We start from the raw sequence: 21,262 nt of genomic DNA, 5'->3' as shown, positions 1-21,262 counted from the left end.
GGCAAAACTTTGCTTCGCTAGTTTCGAACAAATCGAAACAATGGTCGGTTGCCGTGTCCAAATCTCTGAGTCTTCGATGGCTGGAAGTGTTTCAGCTGATCGCCAAATCCGGATCGATTCAGCAAGTCGCATCAGAAACAGACTTGTCGATCAGCACGGTTTCGAACCACCTGCGCAGCCTTGAACGCGCGTTGGGTATTGAATTGGTCGACCATGGGCGCCGCCCGATGGGCCTGACACCGGCGGGCGAGGTGTTTGCCCGTTATGTGCGTGAGGGTCTGACTGTGTTGAAACGCGGTGAGGCCGAGATACGAACGGGAAACTGGCAGCACGCGACAGATCTGCGGCTGGCTTTGATCGATGATTTCGACAACCAGATCGCGCCCGATCTTGTTCGTTTTCTGGCGCAGGCTCTGCCGCGGTGCAATTTCCGCCATTTCACGCGCCCAAGCCACGAAATTCTTGCCAAACTTCAGGAACACAAGCTTGACGTGGGCGTCGCCACACGACCGCTGGGTCGTACCGAGGGGCTGATCGAATATCCGTTGATGAGAGACCCCTTCATCGTCGTGGTTCCCAACAAGTTCGAAGGGTCCCCGGAAGAGCTGTTCAACCCGGATGCCGATTTGCCATTGTTGAGGTATTCGCGTGACTATGTGATCGGCAAGCAGATTGAAACTCAACTGGCCCGAAGCAAGTTCAGCCTGCCCAACCGGTTTGAACTGGAGTGTAACCAATCCATCATCGGCCTGGTCGCGCAGGGCAGTGGCTGGGCAATCACGACGGCGGCGTGTTTTCACCGAACGCAGAGGTTTCATAACAGCGTAAAGGCCATGCCATTTCCCGGCAGCAACTTCGTTCGCACAGTGTCGCTGTTTACAACCGAAGTATACCCGGCAACGACGTCGCAGCTGATCCAGAAGGCCATGAGCAAATTGATACGTCAGCATTTCACAAGACCGATGTGTGCCCGGCACAATTGGCTGAAGAATGAGTTCCGCACCATGGAGATAGAGGGCGTCTAGCCCCAATCTGACCGGGTTGCCGAACGGCTGGTGGCTGAGGACGAATGCTCGCAGGGCTTTGACTGGATTTGCCGTGTTGGTGTTTTGGAACACCGGGCCGGTGTTCGAATTGCGGTCTGCGCTGGTCCGGGTTCTTATTGACAGGGTGTCGAATTCATCTCGCCTCGGGCTCAAAGCGCTTCTAGTCTCGGAACCACAGGCAATCACGTCAACAGGAAGCCAAATGAGCTGGATCAGAACCATCCCATTCGAGCAGGCCACAGGTAGGCTGAAGAAACTCTACGACCGCGTCACGGGCCCGGACAACAATGTGGACAACATCATGATGGCGCATTCGTTGCGTCCGCATTCGATGGAAGGGCACATGGCGATCTACAAGGCGGTACTGCATCACTCGGGCAACAAGATACCGAAATGGTTTCTCGAGGTGCTGGGCGTGTGGGTCAGCTCTCTGAACCGATGCGGATATTGCGTCGAACACCATTTCGCAGGGTTGCAGCGGTTGCTGGACAACGAAGAACGGGGAAACGCGATCCGAGCGGCGATTGAGGCGCGCGATCCGGCAGCCGCCCCGTTGGATGCAGCGCAGGTGGCGGCCATGACCTATGCGCGCAAGCTGACCGAGGATCCGGGCGATCTGGTCGAAGCGGATGTGATCGCGCTGCGCACGGCAGGGTGGGATGATGGAGAAATCCTCGAGATCAATCAGGTCTGTTCCTACTTCTCTTATGCGAACCGCACGGTTCTGGGGCTGGGATGTTCGACGGAAGGCGACGAATTGGGTCTGTCGCCCAACAACTCTGACAACCCTGACGATTGGGGGCATAGATAAAGCCTGAAGCAAAGGGATCAGCGACCCGGTTCGCCATACGGGCGCCAGCTTTGGCCATGTTGGCCGAGGCTGGTTCAAAAAGATGTCAGTGAGGATTCAGGCAAGGGCCGCTCGGGCACAGCTTGAAAAATGGCGTTTGTATCGGAACCTCGGATCCGGTGTGGAATTCATGGGTTTTTGAGGCATCTATTTGACCCCAATCAAAGCGCATCCTTGGCCTTTCTGCTAGCTCCTTTTCGGGACAACAGAAAAGGAAAGATTTCATGGAAGCCATTGCTCGGGTCGAAACAAATTCAACTCAGGTCAAGACCGGGCCGACGCCGGTTGCAGACGTCGCAGAGCCCAGCCCTGAAAAGATCCGGCAGGCGTTTGAAAGCGGCAAGTACCCTTATGGTCGCAAGATGGCGCGGTCGGTGTACGAAGAACAAAAGGCCAAGCTTCAGGCAGAGTTGCTGAAGGTTCAGTTGTGGGCGCAGGAAACCGGGCAGCGTTTCGTTCTGCTGTTCGAAGGGCGCGATGCTGCCGGCAAGGGCGGTACGATAAAGCGCTTCATGGAGCACCTCAATCCGCGTCAGGCCCGGGTCGTGGCCTTGAATAAACCCACTTGGGAAGAAAAGGGGCAGTGGTATTATCAGCGCTATATTCAGGAACTGCCAACGGTTGGCGAAATGGTGTTCTACGACCGGTCCTGGTACAACCGCGCGGGTGTCGAGCGGGTGATGGGCTTCTGCTCTCCCAATGAATATCTGGAGTTCATGCGGCAAACGCCAGAGTTGGAGCGGATGCTGGTACGTTCGGGCATCCAGCTTTACAAATACTGGTTCTCGGTCACGCAGGAAGAACAGCAGCGTCGTTTCAAAAGTCGCGAGACGGATCCTCTGAAACAGTGGAAATTGTCACCGATTGACAAGGCCAGCCTCAGCAAGTGGGACGATTACACCGAAGCTAAAGAGGCCATGTTCTTTTACACTGATACCGCGGACGCGCCGTGGACGATCATCAAGTCGAATGACAAGAAACGCGCGCGGCTGAATTGTATGCGCCATTTCCTGTCGACACTGGACTATCCGGGCAAGGACCACGACATTGTGGGTGAACCCGATCCGTTGATCGTGGGGCAGGCGCATCACGTGATTCACCGATCCGAGCATATTCTGGGTACAGCGCTGCATCCGGACGCTCGTTAATCACGCCGGTGCCCGCCTGGACCGCGCAAGCGGGCACCGGAGTCTCAAAATGAAATTGTGGTAATCCTCTCTTGTCTCGCGCCAAGCCCGCGCATATGGCTGGTGCGATGACAAAAGTGATGACATATCCGGCCCACTTTCGGGCAATTGCCGTGCTTGGCCTGCCGTTGATCGGCGGCCATCTGGCGCAGTTCGCCATAGGCCTGACCGATACCGTCATGCTGGGCTGGTACGGGGTCGAGGCGCTGGCGGCGGTTACCCTGGCCAGCAGCTATTATTTCGTTCTGTTTTTGTTTGGTGCCGGGTTTGGCTGGGCCGTCATGCCGATGGTTGCCACCGCAGCGGCAGAAGGGGACGAAACCAGCATTCGCCGCTCGACCCGCATGGGGCTGTGGTTGTCACTGCTATACGCTGCGGTGGTCATGCCGTTGTTGTGGTGGTCCTATCCGATCCTGATCGCCATGAAACAAGAGCCGCATATCGCTGAAACCGCGTCGGAATATTTACGTGTTGCCGGTTGGGGGTTGTTTCCGGCGCTTATCGTGATGGTGTTGAAATCCTACCTTGCGGCTCTGGAGCGAACTCAGATCGTGCTGTGGATCACGGTTACGGCGGCGGTTGTGAACGGGTTTACCAACTATGCGCTGATCTTTGGCAACTGGGGCGCCCCAGAGCTGGGCGTGATGGGCGCAGCGATCGCTTCGATCGCGACGCAGGTCGTTTCACTGGTCGCGGTTGTCGTCTATGTGGTCCGGACCTTGCCGGAACACAGCCTGTTCCAGCGCTTCTGGCGTCCGGATTGGGAAATGTTCATCAGCGTGTGGAAACTGGGCGTGCCCATTGGCCTGACCACCCTGGCCGAGGTGTCGCTGTTTGCAACATCCGCCGTGATGATGGGCTGGCTGGGTCAGGTTCCGCTGGCCGCGCACGGGATCGCCCTGAATCTGGCGTCGGCCACATTCATGGTGCATCTGGGGCTGTCAAATGCGGCCACCATCCGGGCTGGCAACGCGTTGGGCCGCCGGGACAAGGCGCATCTGGAGAAAGGTGCGATTGCCGTGACGGGCATGTCGCTGGTCATGTCCGTCGTGACCGTCATCCTGTTCCTGACATATGCCGAGCCGCTGATTTCCCTGTTCATGGAGGCCGATGATCCGCAGCGCGGACAAATTCTGGCAATCGGGACAGGGTTGCTGGCCATGGCTGCCCTGTTCCAACTGGTCGACGGGGCGCAGGTGATTGCGCTGGGACTGCTGCGTGGTTTGCAGGATGCCAAGATACCCATGGTTATGGCGGCGCTCAGCTATTGGGTGGTGGGAATTCCGGCGTCCTACTATTTCGGCTTCGTCCGTCAGATGGACGGCATCGGCGTCTGGCTGGGGCTGGTGCTTGGCCTGGCTTTTGCGGCGGTGCTGCTGATGGCCCGGTTCTGGATGCACTCGGTGCGGCAGATGCAGGCGCCGGCGGAACCTGCCTAGTCTTTGCTCAACCGGTCGGCCTTTTTCCGAACCAGAACCGTGCGCAGATCGTGCATCGCCATCAGCAACCTGTCGGTCACATCTTCAAGCTGTTCGTCGCTTGCCTTGGACTGCGCCCACTGTGTGGTCAGATTCAGATGGTCGACCGCGCGGTGAATGTCGTCGATGTCGCGCTGGGCCAGTATGGCCCGGCGCTCGTCCATCCATTGGGCGATCTCTGCCTGATCCCGTTCGGACAAAACCCGTTGCCCGTGCGGCTTGACCTCACCGTTGCGGATGTTGATGACGGCGATCTGGTCCATCTCGATCCGGCGCTGGCGGTTTTCCGTATCGATCCGAAACACCGCGGCCCCGTTTTCACGGATGCGAAAATAGTATTCGGGCAGGTCAGCAGACATGTTTACCTCAGCGATGCACAAAAGCGCTGTATACGAGCGCAGGCTTCGGTCAGGGCTGCATCGGACGTCGCATAGCTGACCCGAAAGTTGGGTGACAGGCCAAAGGCCGCGCCAAACACGACGGCGACATCCGCCTCTTCCAGCAGGGCCGTGGCAAAGGCTTCATCGTTTTCGATGACGGTTCCCGCGGGTGTTGTTTTGCCAATCAGCCCGGCGATCGAGGGGTAGACATAAAACGCGCCCTCGGGTGTCGGGCAGGTTATACCGTCAATCTCGTCCAACATGCGCACCACCAGATCACGGCGGCGTTTGAACGTTTCATTGTTCGGGGCCAGAAAATCCTGTGTTCCGTTCAGCGCTTCCACCGCCGCCCACTGGCTGATCGAGCAGGGGTTCGAGGTGGATTGCGACTGGATCTTGCGCATCGCCGAGATGAGTTCGACCGGACCGGCCGCATAACCGATGCGCCAGCCGGTCATGGCGTAGGCTTTCGAAACCCCGTTGCAGGTGAGTGTCCTGTCATACAGGCCTGGTTCCACCTCGGCAGGCGTGCAGAATTCGAACCCGTCATAGGCCAGGTGTTCATACATGTCGTCCGACATGATCCAGACATGCGGATGGCGCATCAGAACATCGGTGAGGGCCCTGAGCTCATCCCGGCTGTACCCTGCGCCTGTCGGGTTCGAGGGCGAGTTGAAGATGAACCACTTTGTCCTTGGGGTAATGGCGGCTTCCAGTTGCTCGGCCGTCAGCTTGAAGCTGTTGGCCAGCGTCGTTTCAACAACAACCGGCGTTCCACCTGCCAGCAAGACCATGTCGGGGTAGCTTACCCAATACGGCGCGGGGATGATCACCTCGTCACCGTCATTCATTGTGGCCATCAAGGCGTTGTACAGCGTCTGCTTGCCGCCCGTTCCAACCGAGATCTGCGCGGGCGTGTAGTCAAGCCCATGATCGCGCTTCATCTTGGCGCAAACCGCCTGCTTCAGTTCCGGAATGCCGTCCGGTGCGGTGTACTTGGTTTTTCCGGCTGCAATTGCTGCAACGGCAGCGTCCTTGATGTTTTGCGGGGTGTCGAAATCCGGCTCACCCGCGCTCAGGCCGATCACGTCGCGCCCGGAGGCTTTCAACTCGGCGGCCTTGGCTGTCATAGCGATTGTGGGCGATGGTTTGACGCGTGACAGTGTCGCAGACAGGAAACTCATGGATGGCCTCGGTTTGTATGTTCAACCCAACTGTCATAGGGTGCGCCGGAATGACGATCAAGCCGAATGGACAATGTGAATTGGAGACCCCGATGAATGATGAAAAAGACTGGTATGGACCTGAGTCTGCGACATTCGGGGACCGTTTGGCAGGCGCGCGCGAAGCGGCCGGAATGACCCAGGCAGAGCTGGCGCGCCGCCTTGGCGTCAAGAAGACGACGATTGCAGATTGGGAAAACGATTTGTCCGAACCGCGTGCGAACCGGTTGTCGATGATGGCGGGTCTGGTCAATGTCTCGATCATGTGGCTGCTGACCGGTGAGGGCGAAGGCATGGATGCCCCGGTGGAAGAGGGCGAAGGTGGTATGGAACTGTCGACCGCGGTGGCCGAACTGCGCGCCATCCGAGGAGAGATGCGGGTTTGCGCTGAACGTGCGGCGCGGCTGGAAAAGAAAATGCGTCTGATGCTGGAGCAGAAGAATTGAGTGAACCTCGGGACGTACGCATCAAGCGAATGAAAATGCGATCCATGCGGCGCGGAATCAAAGAGATGGACATCATCCTGTCCGCTTACGCTGATCGCAACCTGGCCGATATGGATGCGGCCGGGCTGGATGTCTTTGACGCGCTGCTGCACGAAAACGATCAGGACCTTTATCAATGGGTCACAGGTCAGGTGCCGCCACCTGCGCAGTTTGCAAGTCTGATCTCAAGCATCGCGCAGACCTTTCAGAAATAAGAAAATACCGGCTTAACCGATTTTTCGGACTTTCAGGTCATCGTGTCTCAAACAGCACGACTGAATCGGAGGGTCGGATGAGTATGGAAATGCAGGTCTCCGGGCTGGGAGCCAAGGGGTTCATGACCAGCTATCTTGAGGCGCTGGCCCTGGTGGAACGGCTGCACCGGTTGCTGCTGGACGTCATCAAGGATGAATTCGAGCGCGTCGGCGTGCTTGAAATCAACGCGGTTCAGGCGTTGCTGCTGTTCAATATCGGCGATCACGAAGTGACGGCGGGTGAGCTGAAAAGCCGCGGCTACTATCAGGGCAGCAATGTCAGCTACAACCTCAAGAAGCTGGTTGAGATGGGGTATATGCACCATCAGAGATGCGAGATTGACCGCCGCTCTGTCCGCGTGCGTCTGACACCACGAGGCAGGGAAATCCGCAACATCGTGTCCGACCTGTTTGCACGTCACGCCGAAGGATTGCAAAGCAGGGGCGTGTTGGAATTGGAAGGTATCGAAGACATCACCACGTCGCTGCGCCGTGTGGAGCGGTATTGGACGGACCAGATCCGATACATCTACTGACCGGGGTTGGGCGTCGCGCAGAACCGAGCCCGTCCTGCACTGATGCACAGGCCTGGCGGCCTTGTTCAAATGCCGGTCCAGAGAACAGCCCCGCAAAATCAGCACTCAGGCGCGGATTTATTGCCGGTTTTCATCAAGCGCACCAATCTGCAAACCGCTCAATTCCCGTTTCAGCTTTTTCCGCATGGCCCGTTCGAAATCTTCGAACCCTTGAGCGACCTCCAAAAAGGCACCGGGACCATGCAGGACATTGTTTTCAAAAAAGGGGATCAGAAAAAGTTCGCCTTCAAAATCCGCAGCGTTGATCACGAGGCCATTGACCACCACATTCTGAAAAGAGAAGTGCCGATAGGCTATCCGTGGTCCATAGCCATCATTGTTGGAACCATCTCCGGACAGGTCAATCGTTTGAAACAAGCACTGGGGTGCCTGGCTCATCAAAGTTGACCCGAAAGCCAGGGCATGGCCCATGGCGGTCGCTGAACCGGTATCTGACCGCACAGAGGCACTTATCTGACCAGAGGCGAAAAGCAGGTCAGCAACATCGTCTATCAGCAACCAATTCAAAATGACATGCTGCGTGGAACGACCGCTCCATTCGTAAACAGCCAAAGCAACCGGCATAGGAGAGGAGAAAAAGGCCTCCTGCACTTCGGGTGCGATCAGCGCAGCGGCCAAACCCTGCCGTTGCAGCAAGTCCTCGGCCTCATCGACCGAAACTGAAATGTCCATGGCCAGTGCAAGGGCCAGACGACACGGCTCGGCCTTGATCGGGCTGGCCAGCACGGCCAACCCAAGTGTTATGACCCACCGGATCACCAGTGGCCAACGCTTTCCATGCTGGCCCAGGGTTCCTTCGGCTCCAGAGCGGTGCCGGTCTGCAAAAGCTCGATCGAAATGTTGTCGGGTGAGCGTACAAAGGCCATGCGACCATCACGCGGAGGGCGATTGATTGTAACACCATTGTCCTGAAGGTGCTGGCAAACCTCGTAGATGTTGTCGACGCCGTATGCCAGGTGACCGAAATGGCGGCTGTCGCCGGGAAGGTCGTCATCGCCGTCCCAGTTATAGGTCAGCTCGATCGGCGCATCTTCCTGTCCCGGAGGGGCCATGAAGATCAGTGAAAACCGCCCGGCTTCGCTGTCATAGCGGCGTGTTTCCTTCAGGCCCAGAAGCTTGTAAAACGCCATGGATTTTTCCAGATCCTTCACGCGGACCATGGTGTGAAGATATGTCAGCGCCATTTTGGCCATCCTTTTCGACTCAGTTTGCAAAGAGCTTAGCGCGCCGACCTGGTGTGTCGAGACCGCCGGGTCTGGCGAATTGAAATTTGCGTGGGTTGCGGCATATATCGCGGTTTCGATGTTGCGGCTGGCGAGATATAGTAGGGGGCGACTCATTGCCAGAAAGGAAAACCTGATGCCGCTGTCCGCTGACCAACAGGCCGAGATCGAAGCGCAACGTGCGCAATCGCATCCCACTCGTCGCGTCGTTTCAGCGGGAATGGAAGATCACCTGTACACCGCGCATCAGGTTCTGGATCACGGCTTTGTCCGTGTGATTGATTACATGGGCGATGATGCGGCCATCTGTCAGGCAGCGCGTGTGTCCTACGGCAAAGGAACCAAATCGGTTCAGAATGACGAAGGTCTGATCCGGTACCTGATGCGGCACTGGCATTCGACCCCTTTCGAAATGTGCGAGGTCAAACTGCATGTTAAGCTGCCGGTCTTCGTGGCGCGGCAGTGGATTCGGCACCGTACGGCCAATGTAAATGAATACTCGGCGCGGTATTCGATTCTGGATCGTGAGTTCTATATTCCCGCACCTGAACATGTGGCCGCCCAATCAGAGGTGAACAATCAGGGCCGTGGATCCGCTCTGGAAGGTGAAGAGGCCGCGCGTGTTCTGGACATTCTCAAGGCCGACAGCGCACGGTGCTATGACAATTACGAGTCGATGATCAGCCAGGACGGGCAACAGGGGCTGGCACGTGAACTGGCCCGGATGAACCTGCCCGCAAACATCTATACGCAGTGGTATTGGAAGGTCGATCTGCACAACCTGTTCCACTTTCTGCGCCTGCGCGCTGACCCTCATGCACAATATGAGATCCGCGTTTACGCTGATACGATGTGCAAGATCGTCGCCGACTGGGTGCCCTTTGCCTACAAAGCATTCGAGGATTATCGTCTTGGGGCCGTCAACCTGTCCGCTCAGATGGTTGAAAGCCTGCGCCGCATGCTGGCGGGTGAGGACGTTACGCAGGAAAGCTCGGGCATGACGGCTCGGGAGTGGCGCGAATTCGAAGAGATCATTCGCAAATAGAATTCGATTTTGCCCGGCGCCAATTTGTTCGGATTGTTATGCCAAGCGGCCCATCGCCAGGACAATGTGTGGGCTTTGCGACGTATGCACGATGATCTGAAATCGGAACGAAGGGCGTCGCAACGTGCAAGCGTCGCCCCAAGCACACAATGAAAGCCTGGGAAATCCGGGTTTAGGGCCGGGCTAAGGGCTGGCCGCAGGAAGCCGGGGTATCCGACACCACCGCAACGAATATACATCATTGACGCCGCGCAAATGAACAATCCGCGCGCGGGTAATGGAACAGGCCCGGTAGGGGGTGGTTGACGGCCGGAAATTGGCCGCCATCCTTAATGGAATCATCCCGCGATCAGCGGCGATGTCGTTACAACGGCTTCAATTCCGCAGCCATTTGTCGGCCGTCGCGCCCGTCCTGCAACTCGTACGAGACTTTCTGATTGTCTGCGAGCCCGGTGAGGCCGGACCGTTCTACGGCCGAGATATGTACAAACACATCCTTGCCCCCTTCATCAGGGGCAATAAAACCATAACCTTTAGTGGTATTGAACCATTTCACGGTGCCGGTTGGCATGTCCCGTGTCTCCTTCTACTTGCGCATTGTCCCACAAATTGGTGGGGGCTGTGGTCAGCGTCACCACAAAAACGACCGTTTGGCGCTTGCTGAACAGTCCAATTCGTGTGTTTCGCCTTTTTCAACATTGCACGGTGAAGTAAAAAATCAAGAATAACCGCCTGAAACTGGCAAGTTTGCCTAAAATGCAATCAAATGCAGGAGCAGCAAAAATATGCGCCTTTACGGACTGAAGACCTGTGACACCTGTCGCAAGGCATTGAAAACGTTACCAGACGCAGAGTTCATAGATGTCCGCAGCGATGGCGTGCCGGATGCTGTGCTGTCGCAGGCTCTTGCTGGCTTCGGCGAGGCTTTGCTCAACACCAGATCAACGACATGGCGCGGATTGGATGACAACCAGCGCGCGAAAGCGCCTTTGGAACTTTTGAAACAGCATCCCACCCTGATGAAGCGCCCGTTGATCGAGAAAGACGGAGAGCTGTTTCTTGGCTGGACCGCGGAAACTCGCACGCAGCTTGGCATTTCTTGAGAAATGCTTATGTGCCTGCAAGCAACAGTGAGGACGTTCAATGCGTAATGCCGCCATGATCTTGGGCGTGATTGCCGGGCTGATCGGGATGATCGTCGGCTTTTTCGGGTATGCGAAGGTGGTCGTCATTGATCACGTCGGCGAGATAGACGGCGTTCTGAGGCAGGTAGACAACCCTGATCTGATTCAGGCTGTGTCGATCATTGCGCCTTTATTGGCCATTACCGGGGGGGCGATGGCGCCCGCACGCGCCCTTGTTGCCGGGATCCTGCTGCTGATTTCAGCGGGGGCGATGTATTACGCATTCGGATTTGGTGTGTTCACCATGTTCCCGATCGCGTTTGCCGGGGTTGCCGGGGTGCTTGGGCTGGCGGCAGGTAAACCGGACCAGCCCAAAGCGCATTTCTAGGTCACTTCAGACGCAGGATCCGATCAAGTGAGATGGGGCCCGCACCGTTGATCACGATCACCAGCATCAGGAACGTCCACATCGTGCGCTGATCCATTATGGATGGCGCCGCGTCGAACAGGCTGCCCAGTTTCACGCCATGGCCGGTGACATCGACCAGGGTCTGCACCCAGATGAAACCGATCATGCCCAAGGCAGCCAGGCGGGTGAACAGACCGACCAGCAGCAGCGCAGGCAGGACGAATTCTGCGACCGTGCCAAAGAAAATGACCACCCGTTGAAAGAATGTCATTTGGGATACGTCGTAAAGGACGGCTTCGGCGGCTTTGGGGAAAATCTGACCGAAGGCACCGGCCGAAGGTGAAAAGATCGAGCCGTCGATCTTCAGCATCGCCGAGTTCCAGTAATAGACCAGAAGAACCGCGACAAAGACCAGTCGCGCCAGCGTGGGTGTAAGCCAGTTGGACGCCAGGTCCACTTTTCCCAGAACGTTGTTGTGAAGTGAGATCAGGGCAGTCATGTCTCCAGCCTTTCGATAGTCACAGAAGTTATTGCACCGCCCTGCAGAAGCAGTGCCAGAGTGGTTCCAAGGTCAAATTCCGGCTGCGCCGCAGCGGTTTTTTCAAATGCTTCGCCGATCATGTCGCCGCCTTGCATATGGGCGATCCAATCGGCGCCGCCGGCGGGCAGCAACTGGGCAACCGGGTCGAATTCCGGGCGCGTGATCAAAACATCCTCGGCTTGCGCATCGGGTTTCGGCGCGTCGGTTTCGGTGTTGAAGCGCCATATCGCGTGAATGGGCCAGTCCGAGCGCACCACCCGCATGGCCGGGGCAAAGCGTAGCCGGGCCCGCATGACCTGTTCGGGGTCTATGGCCAGTGCGTCTGCCGGGGCGGGTTGGCTGTCGGCCGCGTGGTAAGAGTGGCGCAACGCAAGTTCCAGCCGCGCCACATCCGGCAGGTAACCAAGATGCGAAAGCTGCTGCATTCCCACCAGAAATTCGGGAAAGGCTTCGCCATAGAACATCATCACCGGTGATGATGGCGGGTGCTGGCGCAGAAATATCCCGGCCAGCCCGTCCATATTCTGCGGCCCCAGCAACTTGGTAATGACTGGAAACGCCTGATGCATCGCCTCGGTCAAGGACACGGCGACATTGTTGCGATAGACGCTGAACCGACGACCGGCTGGCTGCGCCTCGGCGTCCAGCAAACCTTCGGGGACAGGGGCTGACGCATCCATCATGGCCGCGCGAAATTCGGATTGCGAAACGCTCATGCCGGGATCTGCTCCAGGGCGGACTGTGCGCGAACGGCCTCTTCCCGCAAAATGGACCAGTCGGGTACGTCGGTGTCCCACTCGATCAAGACGGGTTTAGGCCCCGTACGTTCCAACACGTAGTCCAACAACGCCCAGACCGGATCGACGACTTCACGCCCGTGGCTGTCGATCAGCAGCGGATGGCCGTGATCGTCTTCATCCTGGTCGTGACCGCCAAGGTGAATTTCCCCCACTTTTTCCAGTGGATAGGCATCGATGTAACCCTGAGGAGAGAAATCCAGATTGGTGGCAGAGACAAAGACGTTATTGACATCCAGCAACAAGCCACATCCGGAGCGACGTGCAATTTCGCGCAGAAAGTCCGGCTCGGACCAGGTGCTTTCTTCGAAAGCCAAATAGCTTGACGGGTTTTCCAACAGCATCTGCCGTCCGACGGTGTCCTGAACCTGATCGATATGATCGCAAACCCGCGCCAGAGTTTCGTCGGTATAGGGCAGGGGCAGCAGGTCGTTGTAGAAATGGCTGTCATGGGTGGACCAGGCCAGGTGTTCGGAAAAGCTGGCGGGGTTCAGCCAGCCCACCAGATGTTTCAGCCGGGCCAGATGATCAGGGTCCAGCGCGCCTTCGCCGCCGATGGACAGGCCAACGCCATGGACCGAGATCGGGAATTGTTCGGAAAGGTGGCGCAGCTGCGCCAGAGGCCGCCCGCCGTCGCCCATGTAGTTCTCGGCATGGATTTCGAACCATGCGACGGGCTGTGCGTGTTCAAGTATCTGAGCGAAGTGTTGCGGCTTGTAACCAACGCCCGGCGCTGCGGGCAGACGGTTCGACCGATGGGCATCATCCAGCATGGGTCAGTTCCTTGATCACGAAAGGGAAGGGGCGGGCGATGGTGCCCGCCCCTGAATTCGTCAGGCCGTTCTTATGCGGGCAGATCGCGATCCAGAGCTTCCAGCGAGCCTTTGCGCGGGCTGCCGTCTGCCTGTGCGGGCAGTTCGATATCCGCGCAGGTGCCTGCGTCAACCAGGGTCCATGCGTTGCCCTGATAATCAACGGTCGAGGTGCCCGCGCAGGTGGTACCGGGGCCTGCGGCGCAGTCATTCTGACCGGCCAGCGATACGCCATAGCATTTTTCCTTTGCCTGAGCGGATGCAGTGGTTGCGGCGCCCGATACGGCGGCTGCGACTGCGGTTGCGATAACCAGGGACTTGGCTGTGTTCGACATCTCGGTAATCCTCTTGATGACTGGGTATGTCTGCTTGTGACAATGACAAAGGTAGTAGCTTGATAGACAGAGTTGAATTCACGAGCCCGTGTCTCACAAGCACGTCAAAGGGCGGCGTGCCCTCTTGCAGCGTAATGCATTGTTTTTGATGAAGAAAGAGTGAATTGTTTCAATCTGGCCCCAATTCGGGGGCCAGATTCACAGCAATATGCTGCCGATTGTTACAGCAAATCCGGCGGGGTGGCTGCCTGCGACAGCTCGTTTGTTACAACGTCAAGCGGTTGGACCTGCGTCTGTTTTTCGCCCAGACGCCGGACACTGACGGTGCGGTCTTCAACTTCGCGATGGCCGACGGCCAGAATGACCGGAACTTTGCCGACCGAGTGTTCACGAACCTTGTAGTTGATCTTTTCGTTGCGAATGTCGGCTTCGGCCCGCACACCGGCGGCGCGCAGCGTTTCGACCACTTCGGCGACATAGCCATCCGCATCGGAGGTGATGGACGCAACCACGACCTGACGCGGCGCAAGCCAGAAGGGCAGCTTGCCGGCGTGTTCTTCGATCAGGATACCGATGAAACGCTCGAACGAGCCCAGCGTCGCGCGATGCAGCATGACGGGGCGGTGCTTGCCGCCGTCAGCGCCGATATAGGTGGCGTCAAGGCGTTCGGGCAGCACAAAGTCAACCTGGTGCGTACCGCATTGCCAATCGCGACCGATCGCATCTGTCAGAACAAACTCCAGCTTGGGACCATAAAAGGCGCCTTCGCCGGGGTTGAGCTCTGGCTCGATCCCGGCAGCACGTGTCGCGCTGAGCAACGCGGCTTCGGCCTTGTCCCAGACTTCATCCGACCCCGACCGTTTCTCGGGGCGATCCGAGAATTTGACCGAGAAGTTCTCGAATCCCAGATCCTTGTAGATCCGGGACAGGAACCGGATGAACTCTGCGGTTTCAGACTCGATCTGGTCTTCGGTGCAGAAGATGTGCCCATCGTCCTGGGTAAAGCCGCGAACACGCATGATACCGTGCAGCGCACCTGACGGTTCATAGCGGTTGCAAGACCCGAATTCGGCCATGCGCAGCGGCAGGTCGCGATAGGATTTCAGGCCCTGATTGAAGATCTGCACATGGCAGGGGCAGTTCATCGGCTTGAGCGCGTTGATCGCCTTTTCGCGGGCGTGCTCCTCGTCCACTTCGACGATGAACATGTTTTCCTGATACTTGTCCCAATGGCCCGATGCTTCCCACAGCTTGCGGTCCACAACCTGCGGCGTGTTGACCTCGACATAGCCGCCGTTGCGCTGCTGGCGGCGCATGTAGTCCTGCAACTGGGTGTAGATCGTCCAGCCGTTGGGGTGCCAGAAAATCTGGCCCGGGGCCTCTTCCTGCATGTGGAACAGGTCCATCTCGCGGCCCAGCTTGCGATGGTCGCGCTTGGCTGCCTCTTCCAGCATGTGCAGGTGCGCTTTCAGCTTTTCCTTTCCGGTGAAGGCCACGCCATAGATGCGTTGCAGCATGGCGCGGTCGCTGTCGCCACGCCAATAGGCGCCGGCGATGGACATCAGCTTGAACGCATCCCCCGGAACCTGCCCGGTATGTTGCAGGTGCGGACCTCGGCACAGATCCTGCCAGTGGCCGTGCCAGTACATACGCAACGGCTCATCCCCGGGAATAGCCTCGATCAGCTCGACCTTGTAGGGCTCGTTGTTGGCCTTGTAGAACTCGATCGCGCGCTCGCGGTCCCAGACCTCGGTGGTGACGGGATCACGCTTGTTGATGATCTCTTTCATCTTTTTCTCGATAAGACCGAGATCTTCCGGCGTGAACGGTTCTTCACGGTCGAAGTCATAATACCAGCCGTTTTCGATGACAGGACCGATGGTGACCTTGGTGGCGGGCCAGATTTCCTGAACCGCGCGCGCCATGATATGGGCCAGATCGTGGCGGATCAGCTCGTTGGCCTGGGCCTCATCCTTCATGGTGTGGATGGCGATCTGCGCGTCGGATTCGATGGGCCATTGCAGGTCCCAGTGCTGGCCGTCAACGGTGGCCGAGATGGCCTTTTTGGCCAGCGAGGTTGAGATGTCGGCAGCCACCTGCGCGGGCGTGACGCCTGCGGCGTAGGTGCGTGCATTGCCATCGGGAAAGGTGAGAGAGACGGATTGAGAATCCAGGGCCATATCGGCTCTCCTCGTCGGTTTGGCGCCCACTGAACGCCCGGTTGCGGGTTATGTGTGTTCGGCCCATGTGGCAGGTGGATGGGCCTGTGTCAAGAGTGAGGGCGAGGGGCCAGCCCCTCGCCCTCCCCGGAGTATTTGGAAAAAGATGAAGTGGGCGGAATTGCACTCGGGGGTGGGGCGTGCATGATGCAGGAAAAGGAAAGAGGGTTTCATGGCAGCGACGGATTTTCTGGAGACGCCGCAGGGGCGGCGACTGGCTTATCACAAGACCGAAGGGGCAGGACCGACCATCGTTTTTCTGGGCGGACTCAAATCGGACATGGAAGGCACCAAGGCCGTGCATCTGGAAGCCTGGGCGCAGGCGCAGGGACAATCGTTCTTGCGGTTCGATTATTCCGGCCATGGCGAAAGCTCGGGCGCGTTCACCGAGGGCTGTATCGGTGACTGGCATCAGGACACATTGGAAGCGGTAAAGGCATTGACGGACGGACCCTTGATCGTGGTTGGGTCGTCAATGGGGGGATGGCAGGCATTGCTGCTGGCCAAGGTCATGCCCGAGCGAATTGCAGGCATGGTAACAATCGCCGCCGCGCCGGATTTCACGGAGGACGGGTACTGGGCTTCGCTCAGCGACGAACAAAAAGCTGCGCTGGACACTGTCGGCCATGTCGAGCTGCCGTCCGACTATATGGAACCCTATATCATCACCAAGCGCATGATCGAAGACGGACGCCAGAATTTGGTTCTGCGGGGCGCTCTGGACCTGCCGTTCCCGGTTCGTTTCCTGCAAGGCACCGCAGACACGGCCGTATCGACCGAAACAGCCGTGCGGCTGCTGGAACATGCTGCGGGCCCTGACATGCGGCTGCTGTTGGTCAAGGGGGCTGATCATCGCTTCTCGGACGAGAAGTGCCTGGGCCTGATCGAGACCGCGGTTCTTGATGTGTTGGGAGAAGCCTGATGCGGCGCTTTGGTTGGTTCCTGGGGCGCGCGCTTCTGGCGCTGGTTGTTCTTGGCGGTCTGGTCTTCTTGTTCGGCCCGCGCGAGGAAGTGAACCTGCACCCGACCTTTGATTCTCGGAAATTTGGTGAAGGTGTTCAGGTTTATTTTGAAAGCACCGAGTCTGCCTATGATGACATCGTTCCGGGCGTCGAAAAGCGCGTGGTCTGGCAGGACGGGTTCAAGGAACAGCGCACGCCTTATTCTGTTCTGTACATCCACGGTTTTTCAGCAAGTTCTGAGGAAATCCGCCCCGTGCCTGATCTGGTGGCTGATGCTTTGGGCGCCAATCTGGTCTACACGCGGTTGCAAGGTCACGGTCGGGATGGGCCGGCAATGGCCGAGGGTACGGCCTCGGGCTGGATGCAGGACACTGCCGAAGGGCTGGCAGCGGCGCGTGCGGTCGGGGAAAAGGTGATCGTCATTTCCACGTCGACCGGAGGAACGCTGGCGGCGGCCGCTGCGTTGGATGCCGACCTCAGCCAGGATGTGGTCGGCATTGTTTTTGTCTCTCCGAACTTTGGTGTGAATACCGTCGCGGCGTGGGTGCCTTCGTTGCCTTGGGCAAGAAGCTGGTTGCCCGTTCTCATGGGGCAAGAACGCGATGTGTCAGGTCCGGACCCAGAGAAGAACAGGTACTGGACGTCGGTCTACCCGTGGGAAGCCGTCGTGCCGATGTCCGTGCTGGTGGATACGGTCTATGCGCTGGATTTCTCTGACGCTCAGATCCCCGCCTTGTTCTGGTTTTCGGATGATGATCAGGTTGTGCGGCCGGACCGGACGCACAAGGTTGCCGAGGTCTGGGGCGCTCCGGCAACGGTCAGGCTGGTGACGATGGGGCCGGGTGACGATCCGTCTTCGCATGTTATCGCGGGGCGGTTGATGTCGCCGGGTCAAACCGATGCTGCCGTTGCTGGCATTCTGGAGTGGCTGAAGGGCTTGGGAGTGGAATAAACCCTTACTGGAAAAGGATGTAAGATGCGTAAGCCGGGCAGCATGTGGAGCCTTGAGACCCTGGGGCGTGTCCGCTTGTCCCGGCACTTCTTCATGCGCGATTTTCTGTATTCGGAAATCGGCAACTTCCACCAAAAGCAGAATATTCCGGACAACCCGGATCTGGCGATCGAAACAGGCCGCGCCTTTTGCGAAACCCTTCTTGACCCTTTGGAGGAGACATTTGGCCGGGTTGCTGTCAGGTCGGGTTATCGTTCATCATCCTTGAACCGGTTTGGCAATGAAAACAAGCTGAACTGCGCGCGAAACGATCACCCGTTGGAATGCCACATCTGGGATCGCGGGGAAGGGGATGCGCGGATCGCCGGGGCCTCCATCGTTATCCCGTGGTTTGCGGATCAATATGCGCAAGGCAGGGACTGGCGGGATCTGGCGTGGTGGATGCACGATCATCTGGCGTATTCCGAAATCTGGTTCTTCCCCAAGCTCTGTGCGTTCAACCTTGTGTGGCGGCCCAGGCCGCATCGCCGGATCGACAGCTATATTGCTCCGCGTGGATGTTTGTTGAAGCCCGGCACTGAACCCGGTGAAGACCTTGCGGCCCGGCAAGCCCGTTACGCCGATTTCCCAGCATTTCGGGCCATCGCCTACCCGTGAAGTTTTCCTTGCCCGGTTGCGGTAAAACTCTCATCCTGACAACAAGTGGAAGGACTCGGAAAACCGAGCAGATGGAGCCCCCGCGTGAACGAACCGCTGGTGTTGTTGCCTGGGTTGATGTGTGATGCCCGGCTGTTTCGACCTCAGATCGAGGTGTTGTCACGGTCACGGCCTGTCACTGTTGCACCTGTTTCCGGAGGCGAGCGAATTGAAGAGATCGCCTCGGGGCTGTTGGATCAGCTTCCACATCGGTTTGCATTGGCCGGGCTGAGCATGGGCGGTGTGGTGGGGCTGGAACTGACCCGGCGGGCACCGGAACGGGTGACGCGCCTGTGTCTGATGTCGACGGACGCACAGGCGGATACACCTCAGATCGCGGCCAGTCGCGAGGACCTGATCATCGGGGCCCTGGGTGGGCGGCTGGAAGAGGTCATGCGCCAACTGGTCGGCACCGATACTTTGGCGCCGGGGCCCAGGCGAATCCCGATTCTGAATGATCTTCTGACAATGGCGAATGATCTGGGCGCCGAAACATTCGTGCGCCAAATGCGTGCCTTGCAGCGCCGACCAGACCAACAGGGATCGTTGCGCCGCATCAAAGTCCCCACTTTGATCATGTGCGGTGCCCATGACACGCTGACCCCGGTCAGACGGCATTCTTTCATGTCTGACCTGATACCGGAATCTGCGTTGGAGATCGTCGAAAATGCCGGACATCTTCTGCCGCTCGAAGCGCCCGATGCCGTGAACAAAGCCTTGGAAACCTGGCTGAATATCCCGCAAAGGTTTGTCTAGGGGTAAAGCGCCGCGCGTTCGTCTTTCGAAATGACATTCGGTACGGCCGCAGGCTCGCCGGTTTCAGGGTCGAAGAACGGCGTATTCTTCCAGCGTCCTGACAGGCGCGATTGCAGGGCGCGGCGCAAAAGGCCAAACGCCGCAAACCTGACCTTTTCGTGTTTTTGTTTTCCATCGGGTCGAGGGACAAACCCACGGGTCGTGACCGGCCCCAATACAGAAACATCACCGGTAATCCTGCCGACGATAAACCCTGCAAAGGGCAAACGAGCAGTCCGTGGCGTCGTCGCCAGCGGGGCGTTGCAGCAGTTGGCATACCATCGCAGCATACCATTTGGGCCAAGTTTCATGGCCGAAAGGAATTGGCCTCCGGTGGTGATTTCAATTTCATCCGGTGCCATCTGGAAGATGTCCACCGGGCCGGGGGCCGGGTCGGGCTGCCCGAAATACAGCTGCGCGGCGTGGCAGTCATGACAAAAACACTCGACATGGGTTCCAAGCCGAACGCCCCGGCCCGAGATTTGACCCTTCAACTGGCCACAATTGCAGGAAAAGGCGAGTCCACCATGTGCCGGCCCGCCCATGTTCATCAGGCGACCTTGTTGGTGTTCGCTGCGCGGTGAGGTTTCTTGCGGCTGTTTTCGTTCATGAAATCAATCACAAGCGGGCGAATGTTGTCGCGCCAGCTGCGGCCCGCGAAAATGCCGTAATGGCCCGCGCCGGGTTCTACGTGGCTGGCCTTTTTGCTGTCTGGCAAACCGGTGCACAGGTCCAGGGCAGCGATACATTGACCGGGCGCCGAGATATCGTCATTCGCACCTTCAACCGATTTCACCGCAACATCCGTGATCTTGCCGATATCCACCTTGTGGCCGGCGACAACAAATTCGTTGCGTGCGATCTCGCGGTTCTTGAACACGCGTTCGACCGTCGAAAGATAGAACTCGGCCGTCATGTCCATCACCGCAAGATATTCGTCATAGAAACGGTTATGGGCATCCAGATCCGAGGCTTCGTTGCGGATAACACGCTGAATCTGATCGGAAAACGCCTTGGAGTGGCGATCGGCGTTCATCGACATGAACGAGGCCAGTTGCAGCAGGCCGGGATAGACCATACGCCCGACACCTTTGTACTTGAATCCGACCCGTTGAATCATGGTTTCTTCCAGCTGACCCATCGTCACACGGCGTCCAAAGTCGGTAACATCGGTCGGAGTCGCGTCCGGGTCGACCGGCCCGCCAATCAGTGTCAGGGTACTGGGTTGAGCCTTGGGCTCGACCTCGGCCAGATAGGCGGTGGCCGCCAATGTCAGCGGGGCGGGCTGACAAACCGCCACGACATGCGTGTCCGGCCCCAGTTCCTTCATGAAATCTACAAGGTAGAGCGTATAATCTTCGACATCGAACTTGCCGGCAGACACAGGAATATCGCGCGCATTATGCCAATCGGTGATGTAAACTTCGCAATTGACCAGCAGGCTTTTGACAGTCGAACGCAGCAGCGTGGCGTAATGGCCGGACATGGGCGCAACCAGCAGAACCTTGCGCGGTTGTTCTTCCCGGCCGTTGACACGGAAATGAACCAGATCACCGAAGGGGCGTTCCAGAACGGTCGTGATCTCGACCAGATGGTCCTTTCCGTCCTCGCAGGTAAAGGTTCGAATGCCCCAGTCAGGTTTGACGACCATTCGCTGGAAGGTCCGTTCGGTGACTTCACCCCATGCGGCCATCCAGCTGAACGCCGGGTTGGGTGTCATGGAAAACAGGGGGTAGGACGCCATCGCGCTTGCGGTTGCACCAAGCCATTGGTTGGTGTTACGCATGGACTCCATAAGGTCGTAGGTCATCATGTAGCGCATAAATGGGGCCTCCTGAGTGTCAGCCTGAGAG

General features: G+C 58.0%; 26 protein-coding genes. 14 read left to right on the top strand and 12 right to left on the bottom strand.

What is annotated here, in order from left to right:
- Positions 1–53 precede the first annotated feature (53 nt).
- The 4 genes from AC2FNN_RS01220 (at position 54) to AC2FNN_RS01205 (ending at position 4,522) form a co-directional block, all read left to right on the top strand.
- Positions 54–1,025: a LysR family transcriptional regulator gene (locus AC2FNN_RS01220; RefSeq protein ID WP_496756020.1), complete on the top strand. Its 972-nt coding sequence runs from the start codon at positions 54–56 to the stop codon at positions 1,023–1,025.
- Between the two features lie 223 nt (positions 1,026–1,248).
- The gene (locus AC2FNN_RS01215; RefSeq protein WP_496756019.1) at positions 1,249–1,857 is read left to right on the top strand and encodes a carboxymuconolactone decarboxylase family protein; all 609 of its coding nucleotides are present in this window, start codon (positions 1,249–1,251) and stop codon (positions 1,855–1,857) included.
- Between the two features lie 263 nt (positions 1,858–2,120).
- A complete protein-coding gene (gene ppk2, locus AC2FNN_RS01210; RefSeq protein WP_152458496.1) occupies positions 2,121–3,044 on the top strand; it encodes a polyphosphate kinase 2 in 924 nt (307 codons plus the stop codon).
- Between the two features lie 119 nt (positions 3,045–3,163).
- Positions 3,164–4,522, top strand: coding sequence for an MATE family efflux transporter (locus tag AC2FNN_RS01205; RefSeq protein ID WP_371807885.1), 1,359 nt, complete (start codon positions 3,164–3,166; stop codon positions 4,520–4,522).
- On the opposite strand, the gene AC2FNN_RS01200 is transcribed toward AC2FNN_RS01205, so the two are convergent.
- Together AC2FNN_RS01200 and AC2FNN_RS01195 are read right to left on the bottom strand one after the other, a co-directional pair.
- Entirely contained in the window at positions 4,519–4,920 is a 402-nt protein-coding gene (locus tag AC2FNN_RS01200) for a hypothetical protein (RefSeq protein WP_480618113.1), read from the bottom strand. The genes AC2FNN_RS01205 and AC2FNN_RS01200 overlap by 4 nt on opposite strands.
- 2 nt (positions 4,921–4,922) lie before the next feature.
- Positions 4,923–6,125 carry a pyridoxal phosphate-dependent aminotransferase gene (locus AC2FNN_RS01195; RefSeq protein ID WP_496756018.1) on the bottom strand — a complete coding sequence of 401 codons (1,203 nt, stop codon included), beginning with the start codon at positions 6,123–6,125 and terminating at the stop codon, positions 4,923–4,925.
- A gap of 92 nt (positions 6,126–6,217) precedes the next feature.
- On the opposite strand from AC2FNN_RS01195, the gene AC2FNN_RS01190 reads away from it, so the two are divergent.
- The 3 genes from AC2FNN_RS01190 (at position 6,218) to AC2FNN_RS01180 (ending at position 7,439) form a co-directional block, all read left to right on the top strand.
- Positions 6,218–6,610, top strand: coding sequence for a helix-turn-helix domain-containing protein (locus AC2FNN_RS01190; protein ID WP_496756016.1), 393 nt, complete (start codon positions 6,218–6,220; stop codon positions 6,608–6,610).
- 29 nt (positions 6,611–6,639) lie between these two features.
- Complete coding sequence (locus AC2FNN_RS01185; RefSeq protein WP_496756101.1) at positions 6,640–6,864, top strand: succinate dehydrogenase assembly factor 2; 225 nt, start codon at positions 6,640–6,642, stop codon at positions 6,862–6,864.
- Positions 6,865–6,941: 77 nt separating this feature from the next.
- A complete protein-coding gene (locus AC2FNN_RS01180) occupies positions 6,942–7,439 on the top strand; it encodes a MarR family winged helix-turn-helix transcriptional regulator (protein WP_299894401.1) in 498 nt (165 codons plus the stop codon).
- 117 nt (positions 7,440–7,556) lie between these two features.
- Here the strand turns inward: AC2FNN_RS01180 and AC2FNN_RS01175 are convergent, their stop codons facing one another.
- Positions 7,557–8,258 (bottom strand): DUF1194 domain-containing protein, encoded by a 702-nt coding sequence (locus AC2FNN_RS01175; protein WP_496756014.1) that lies wholly within the window; start codon positions 8,256–8,258, stop codon positions 7,557–7,559.
- Complete coding sequence (locus tag AC2FNN_RS01170; protein ID WP_496756013.1) at positions 8,255–8,683, bottom strand: VOC family protein; 429 nt, start codon at positions 8,681–8,683, stop codon at positions 8,255–8,257. The genes AC2FNN_RS01175 and AC2FNN_RS01170 overlap by 4 nt, the downstream gene beginning before the upstream one ends.
- A gap of 175 nt (positions 8,684–8,858) precedes the next feature.
- On the opposite strand from AC2FNN_RS01170, the gene thyX reads away from it, so the two are divergent.
- Positions 8,859–9,767 (top strand): FAD-dependent thymidylate synthase, encoded by a 909-nt coding sequence (thyX, locus tag AC2FNN_RS01165; protein WP_152458489.1) that lies wholly within the window; start codon positions 8,859–8,861, stop codon positions 9,765–9,767.
- A gap of 364 nt (positions 9,768–10,131) precedes the next feature.
- Here thyX and AC2FNN_RS01160 read toward each other — a convergent pair whose 3' ends face one another.
- Positions 10,132–10,338, bottom strand: a complete 207-nt coding sequence (locus AC2FNN_RS01160) for a cold-shock protein (protein ID WP_152458488.1) — start codon at positions 10,336–10,338, stop codon at positions 10,132–10,134.
- Positions 10,339–10,552: 214 nt separating this feature from the next.
- Here AC2FNN_RS01160 and AC2FNN_RS01155 point away from each other — a divergent pair, with 214 nt between their 5' ends.
- A complete protein-coding gene (locus AC2FNN_RS01155) occupies positions 10,553–10,870 on the top strand; it encodes an ArsC/Spx/MgsR family protein (RefSeq protein ID WP_496756012.1) in 318 nt (105 codons plus the stop codon).
- Between the two features lie 40 nt (positions 10,871–10,910).
- Positions 10,911–11,279 carry a hypothetical protein gene (locus tag AC2FNN_RS01150; protein WP_496756011.1) on the top strand — a complete coding sequence of 123 codons (369 nt, stop codon included), beginning with the start codon at positions 10,911–10,913 and terminating at the stop codon, positions 11,277–11,279.
- Position 11,280: 1 nt separating this feature from the next.
- Here AC2FNN_RS01150 and AC2FNN_RS01145 read toward each other — a convergent pair whose 3' ends face one another.
- From AC2FNN_RS01145 to thrS, 5 genes are all read right to left on the bottom strand, one after another.
- Positions 11,281–11,799: a DoxX family protein gene (locus AC2FNN_RS01145; protein WP_152458485.1), complete on the bottom strand. Its 519-nt coding sequence runs from the start codon at positions 11,797–11,799 to the stop codon at positions 11,281–11,283.
- Positions 11,796–12,557, bottom strand: a complete 762-nt coding sequence (locus tag AC2FNN_RS01140) for an HvfC/BufC family peptide modification chaperone (RefSeq protein WP_496756010.1) — start codon at positions 12,555–12,557, stop codon at positions 11,796–11,798. Before AC2FNN_RS01140 ends, AC2FNN_RS01145 begins: the two co-directional genes overlap by 4 nt.
- Positions 12,554–13,411: an MNIO family bufferin maturase gene (gene bufB, locus AC2FNN_RS01135; RefSeq protein WP_496756009.1), complete on the bottom strand. Its 858-nt coding sequence runs from the start codon at positions 13,409–13,411 to the stop codon at positions 12,554–12,556. The genes AC2FNN_RS01140 and bufB overlap by 4 nt, the downstream gene beginning before the upstream one ends.
- 71 nt (positions 13,412–13,482) lie before the next feature.
- Positions 13,483–13,785, bottom strand: a complete 303-nt coding sequence (locus AC2FNN_RS01130) for a BufA1 family periplasmic bufferin-type metallophore (RefSeq protein WP_171631275.1) — start codon at positions 13,783–13,785, stop codon at positions 13,483–13,485.
- A 221-nt stretch (positions 13,786–14,006) separates the two neighbouring features.
- Positions 14,007–15,965: a threonine--tRNA ligase gene (thrS, locus tag AC2FNN_RS01125; RefSeq protein ID WP_496756008.1), complete on the bottom strand. Its 1,959-nt coding sequence runs from the start codon at positions 15,963–15,965 to the stop codon at positions 14,007–14,009.
- A gap of 211 nt (positions 15,966–16,176) precedes the next feature.
- Here thrS and AC2FNN_RS01120 point away from each other — a divergent pair, with 211 nt between their 5' ends.
- From AC2FNN_RS01120 to AC2FNN_RS01105, 4 genes are all read left to right on the top strand, one after another.
- Positions 16,177–16,926, top strand: a complete 750-nt coding sequence (locus AC2FNN_RS01120) for an alpha/beta fold hydrolase (protein ID WP_496756007.1) — start codon at positions 16,177–16,179, stop codon at positions 16,924–16,926.
- On the top strand, positions 16,926–17,918 hold the full coding sequence (locus AC2FNN_RS01115; RefSeq protein WP_496756006.1) for an alpha/beta hydrolase: 993 nt from the start codon (positions 16,926–16,928) through the stop codon (positions 17,916–17,918). Before AC2FNN_RS01120 ends, AC2FNN_RS01115 begins: the two co-directional genes overlap by 1 nt.
- Before the next feature lie 42 nt (positions 17,919–17,960).
- On the top strand, positions 17,961–18,575 hold the full coding sequence (locus AC2FNN_RS01110; RefSeq protein WP_496756099.1) for a hypothetical protein: 615 nt from the start codon (positions 17,961–17,963) through the stop codon (positions 18,573–18,575).
- 84 nt (positions 18,576–18,659) lie between these two features.
- A complete protein-coding gene (locus AC2FNN_RS01105; protein ID WP_496756004.1) occupies positions 18,660–19,370 on the top strand; it encodes an alpha/beta fold hydrolase in 711 nt (236 codons plus the stop codon).
- On the opposite strand, the gene AC2FNN_RS01100 is transcribed toward AC2FNN_RS01105, so the two are convergent.
- Both AC2FNN_RS01100 and phaZ read right to left on the bottom strand, forming a co-directional pair.
- Entirely contained in the window at positions 19,367–19,960 is a 594-nt protein-coding gene (locus AC2FNN_RS01100; RefSeq protein WP_496756003.1) for a DUF6151 family protein, read from the bottom strand. The two genes, AC2FNN_RS01105 and AC2FNN_RS01100, sit on opposite strands and share 4 nt — an antisense overlap.
- The gene (gene phaZ / locus AC2FNN_RS01095; protein WP_496756002.1) at positions 19,960–21,231 is read right to left on the bottom strand and encodes a polyhydroxyalkanoate depolymerase; all 1,272 of its coding nucleotides are present in this window, start codon (positions 21,229–21,231) and stop codon (positions 19,960–19,962) included. The genes AC2FNN_RS01100 and phaZ overlap by 1 nt, the downstream gene beginning before the upstream one ends.
- Positions 21,232–21,262 lie beyond the last annotated feature (31 nt).

The sequence above is a fragment of the Ruegeria sp. BHSA118 genome, assembly GCF_059613405.1.
Note: the sequence above shows the minus strand (reverse complement) of the source record. Positions and strands in the feature narration are given on the sequence as shown.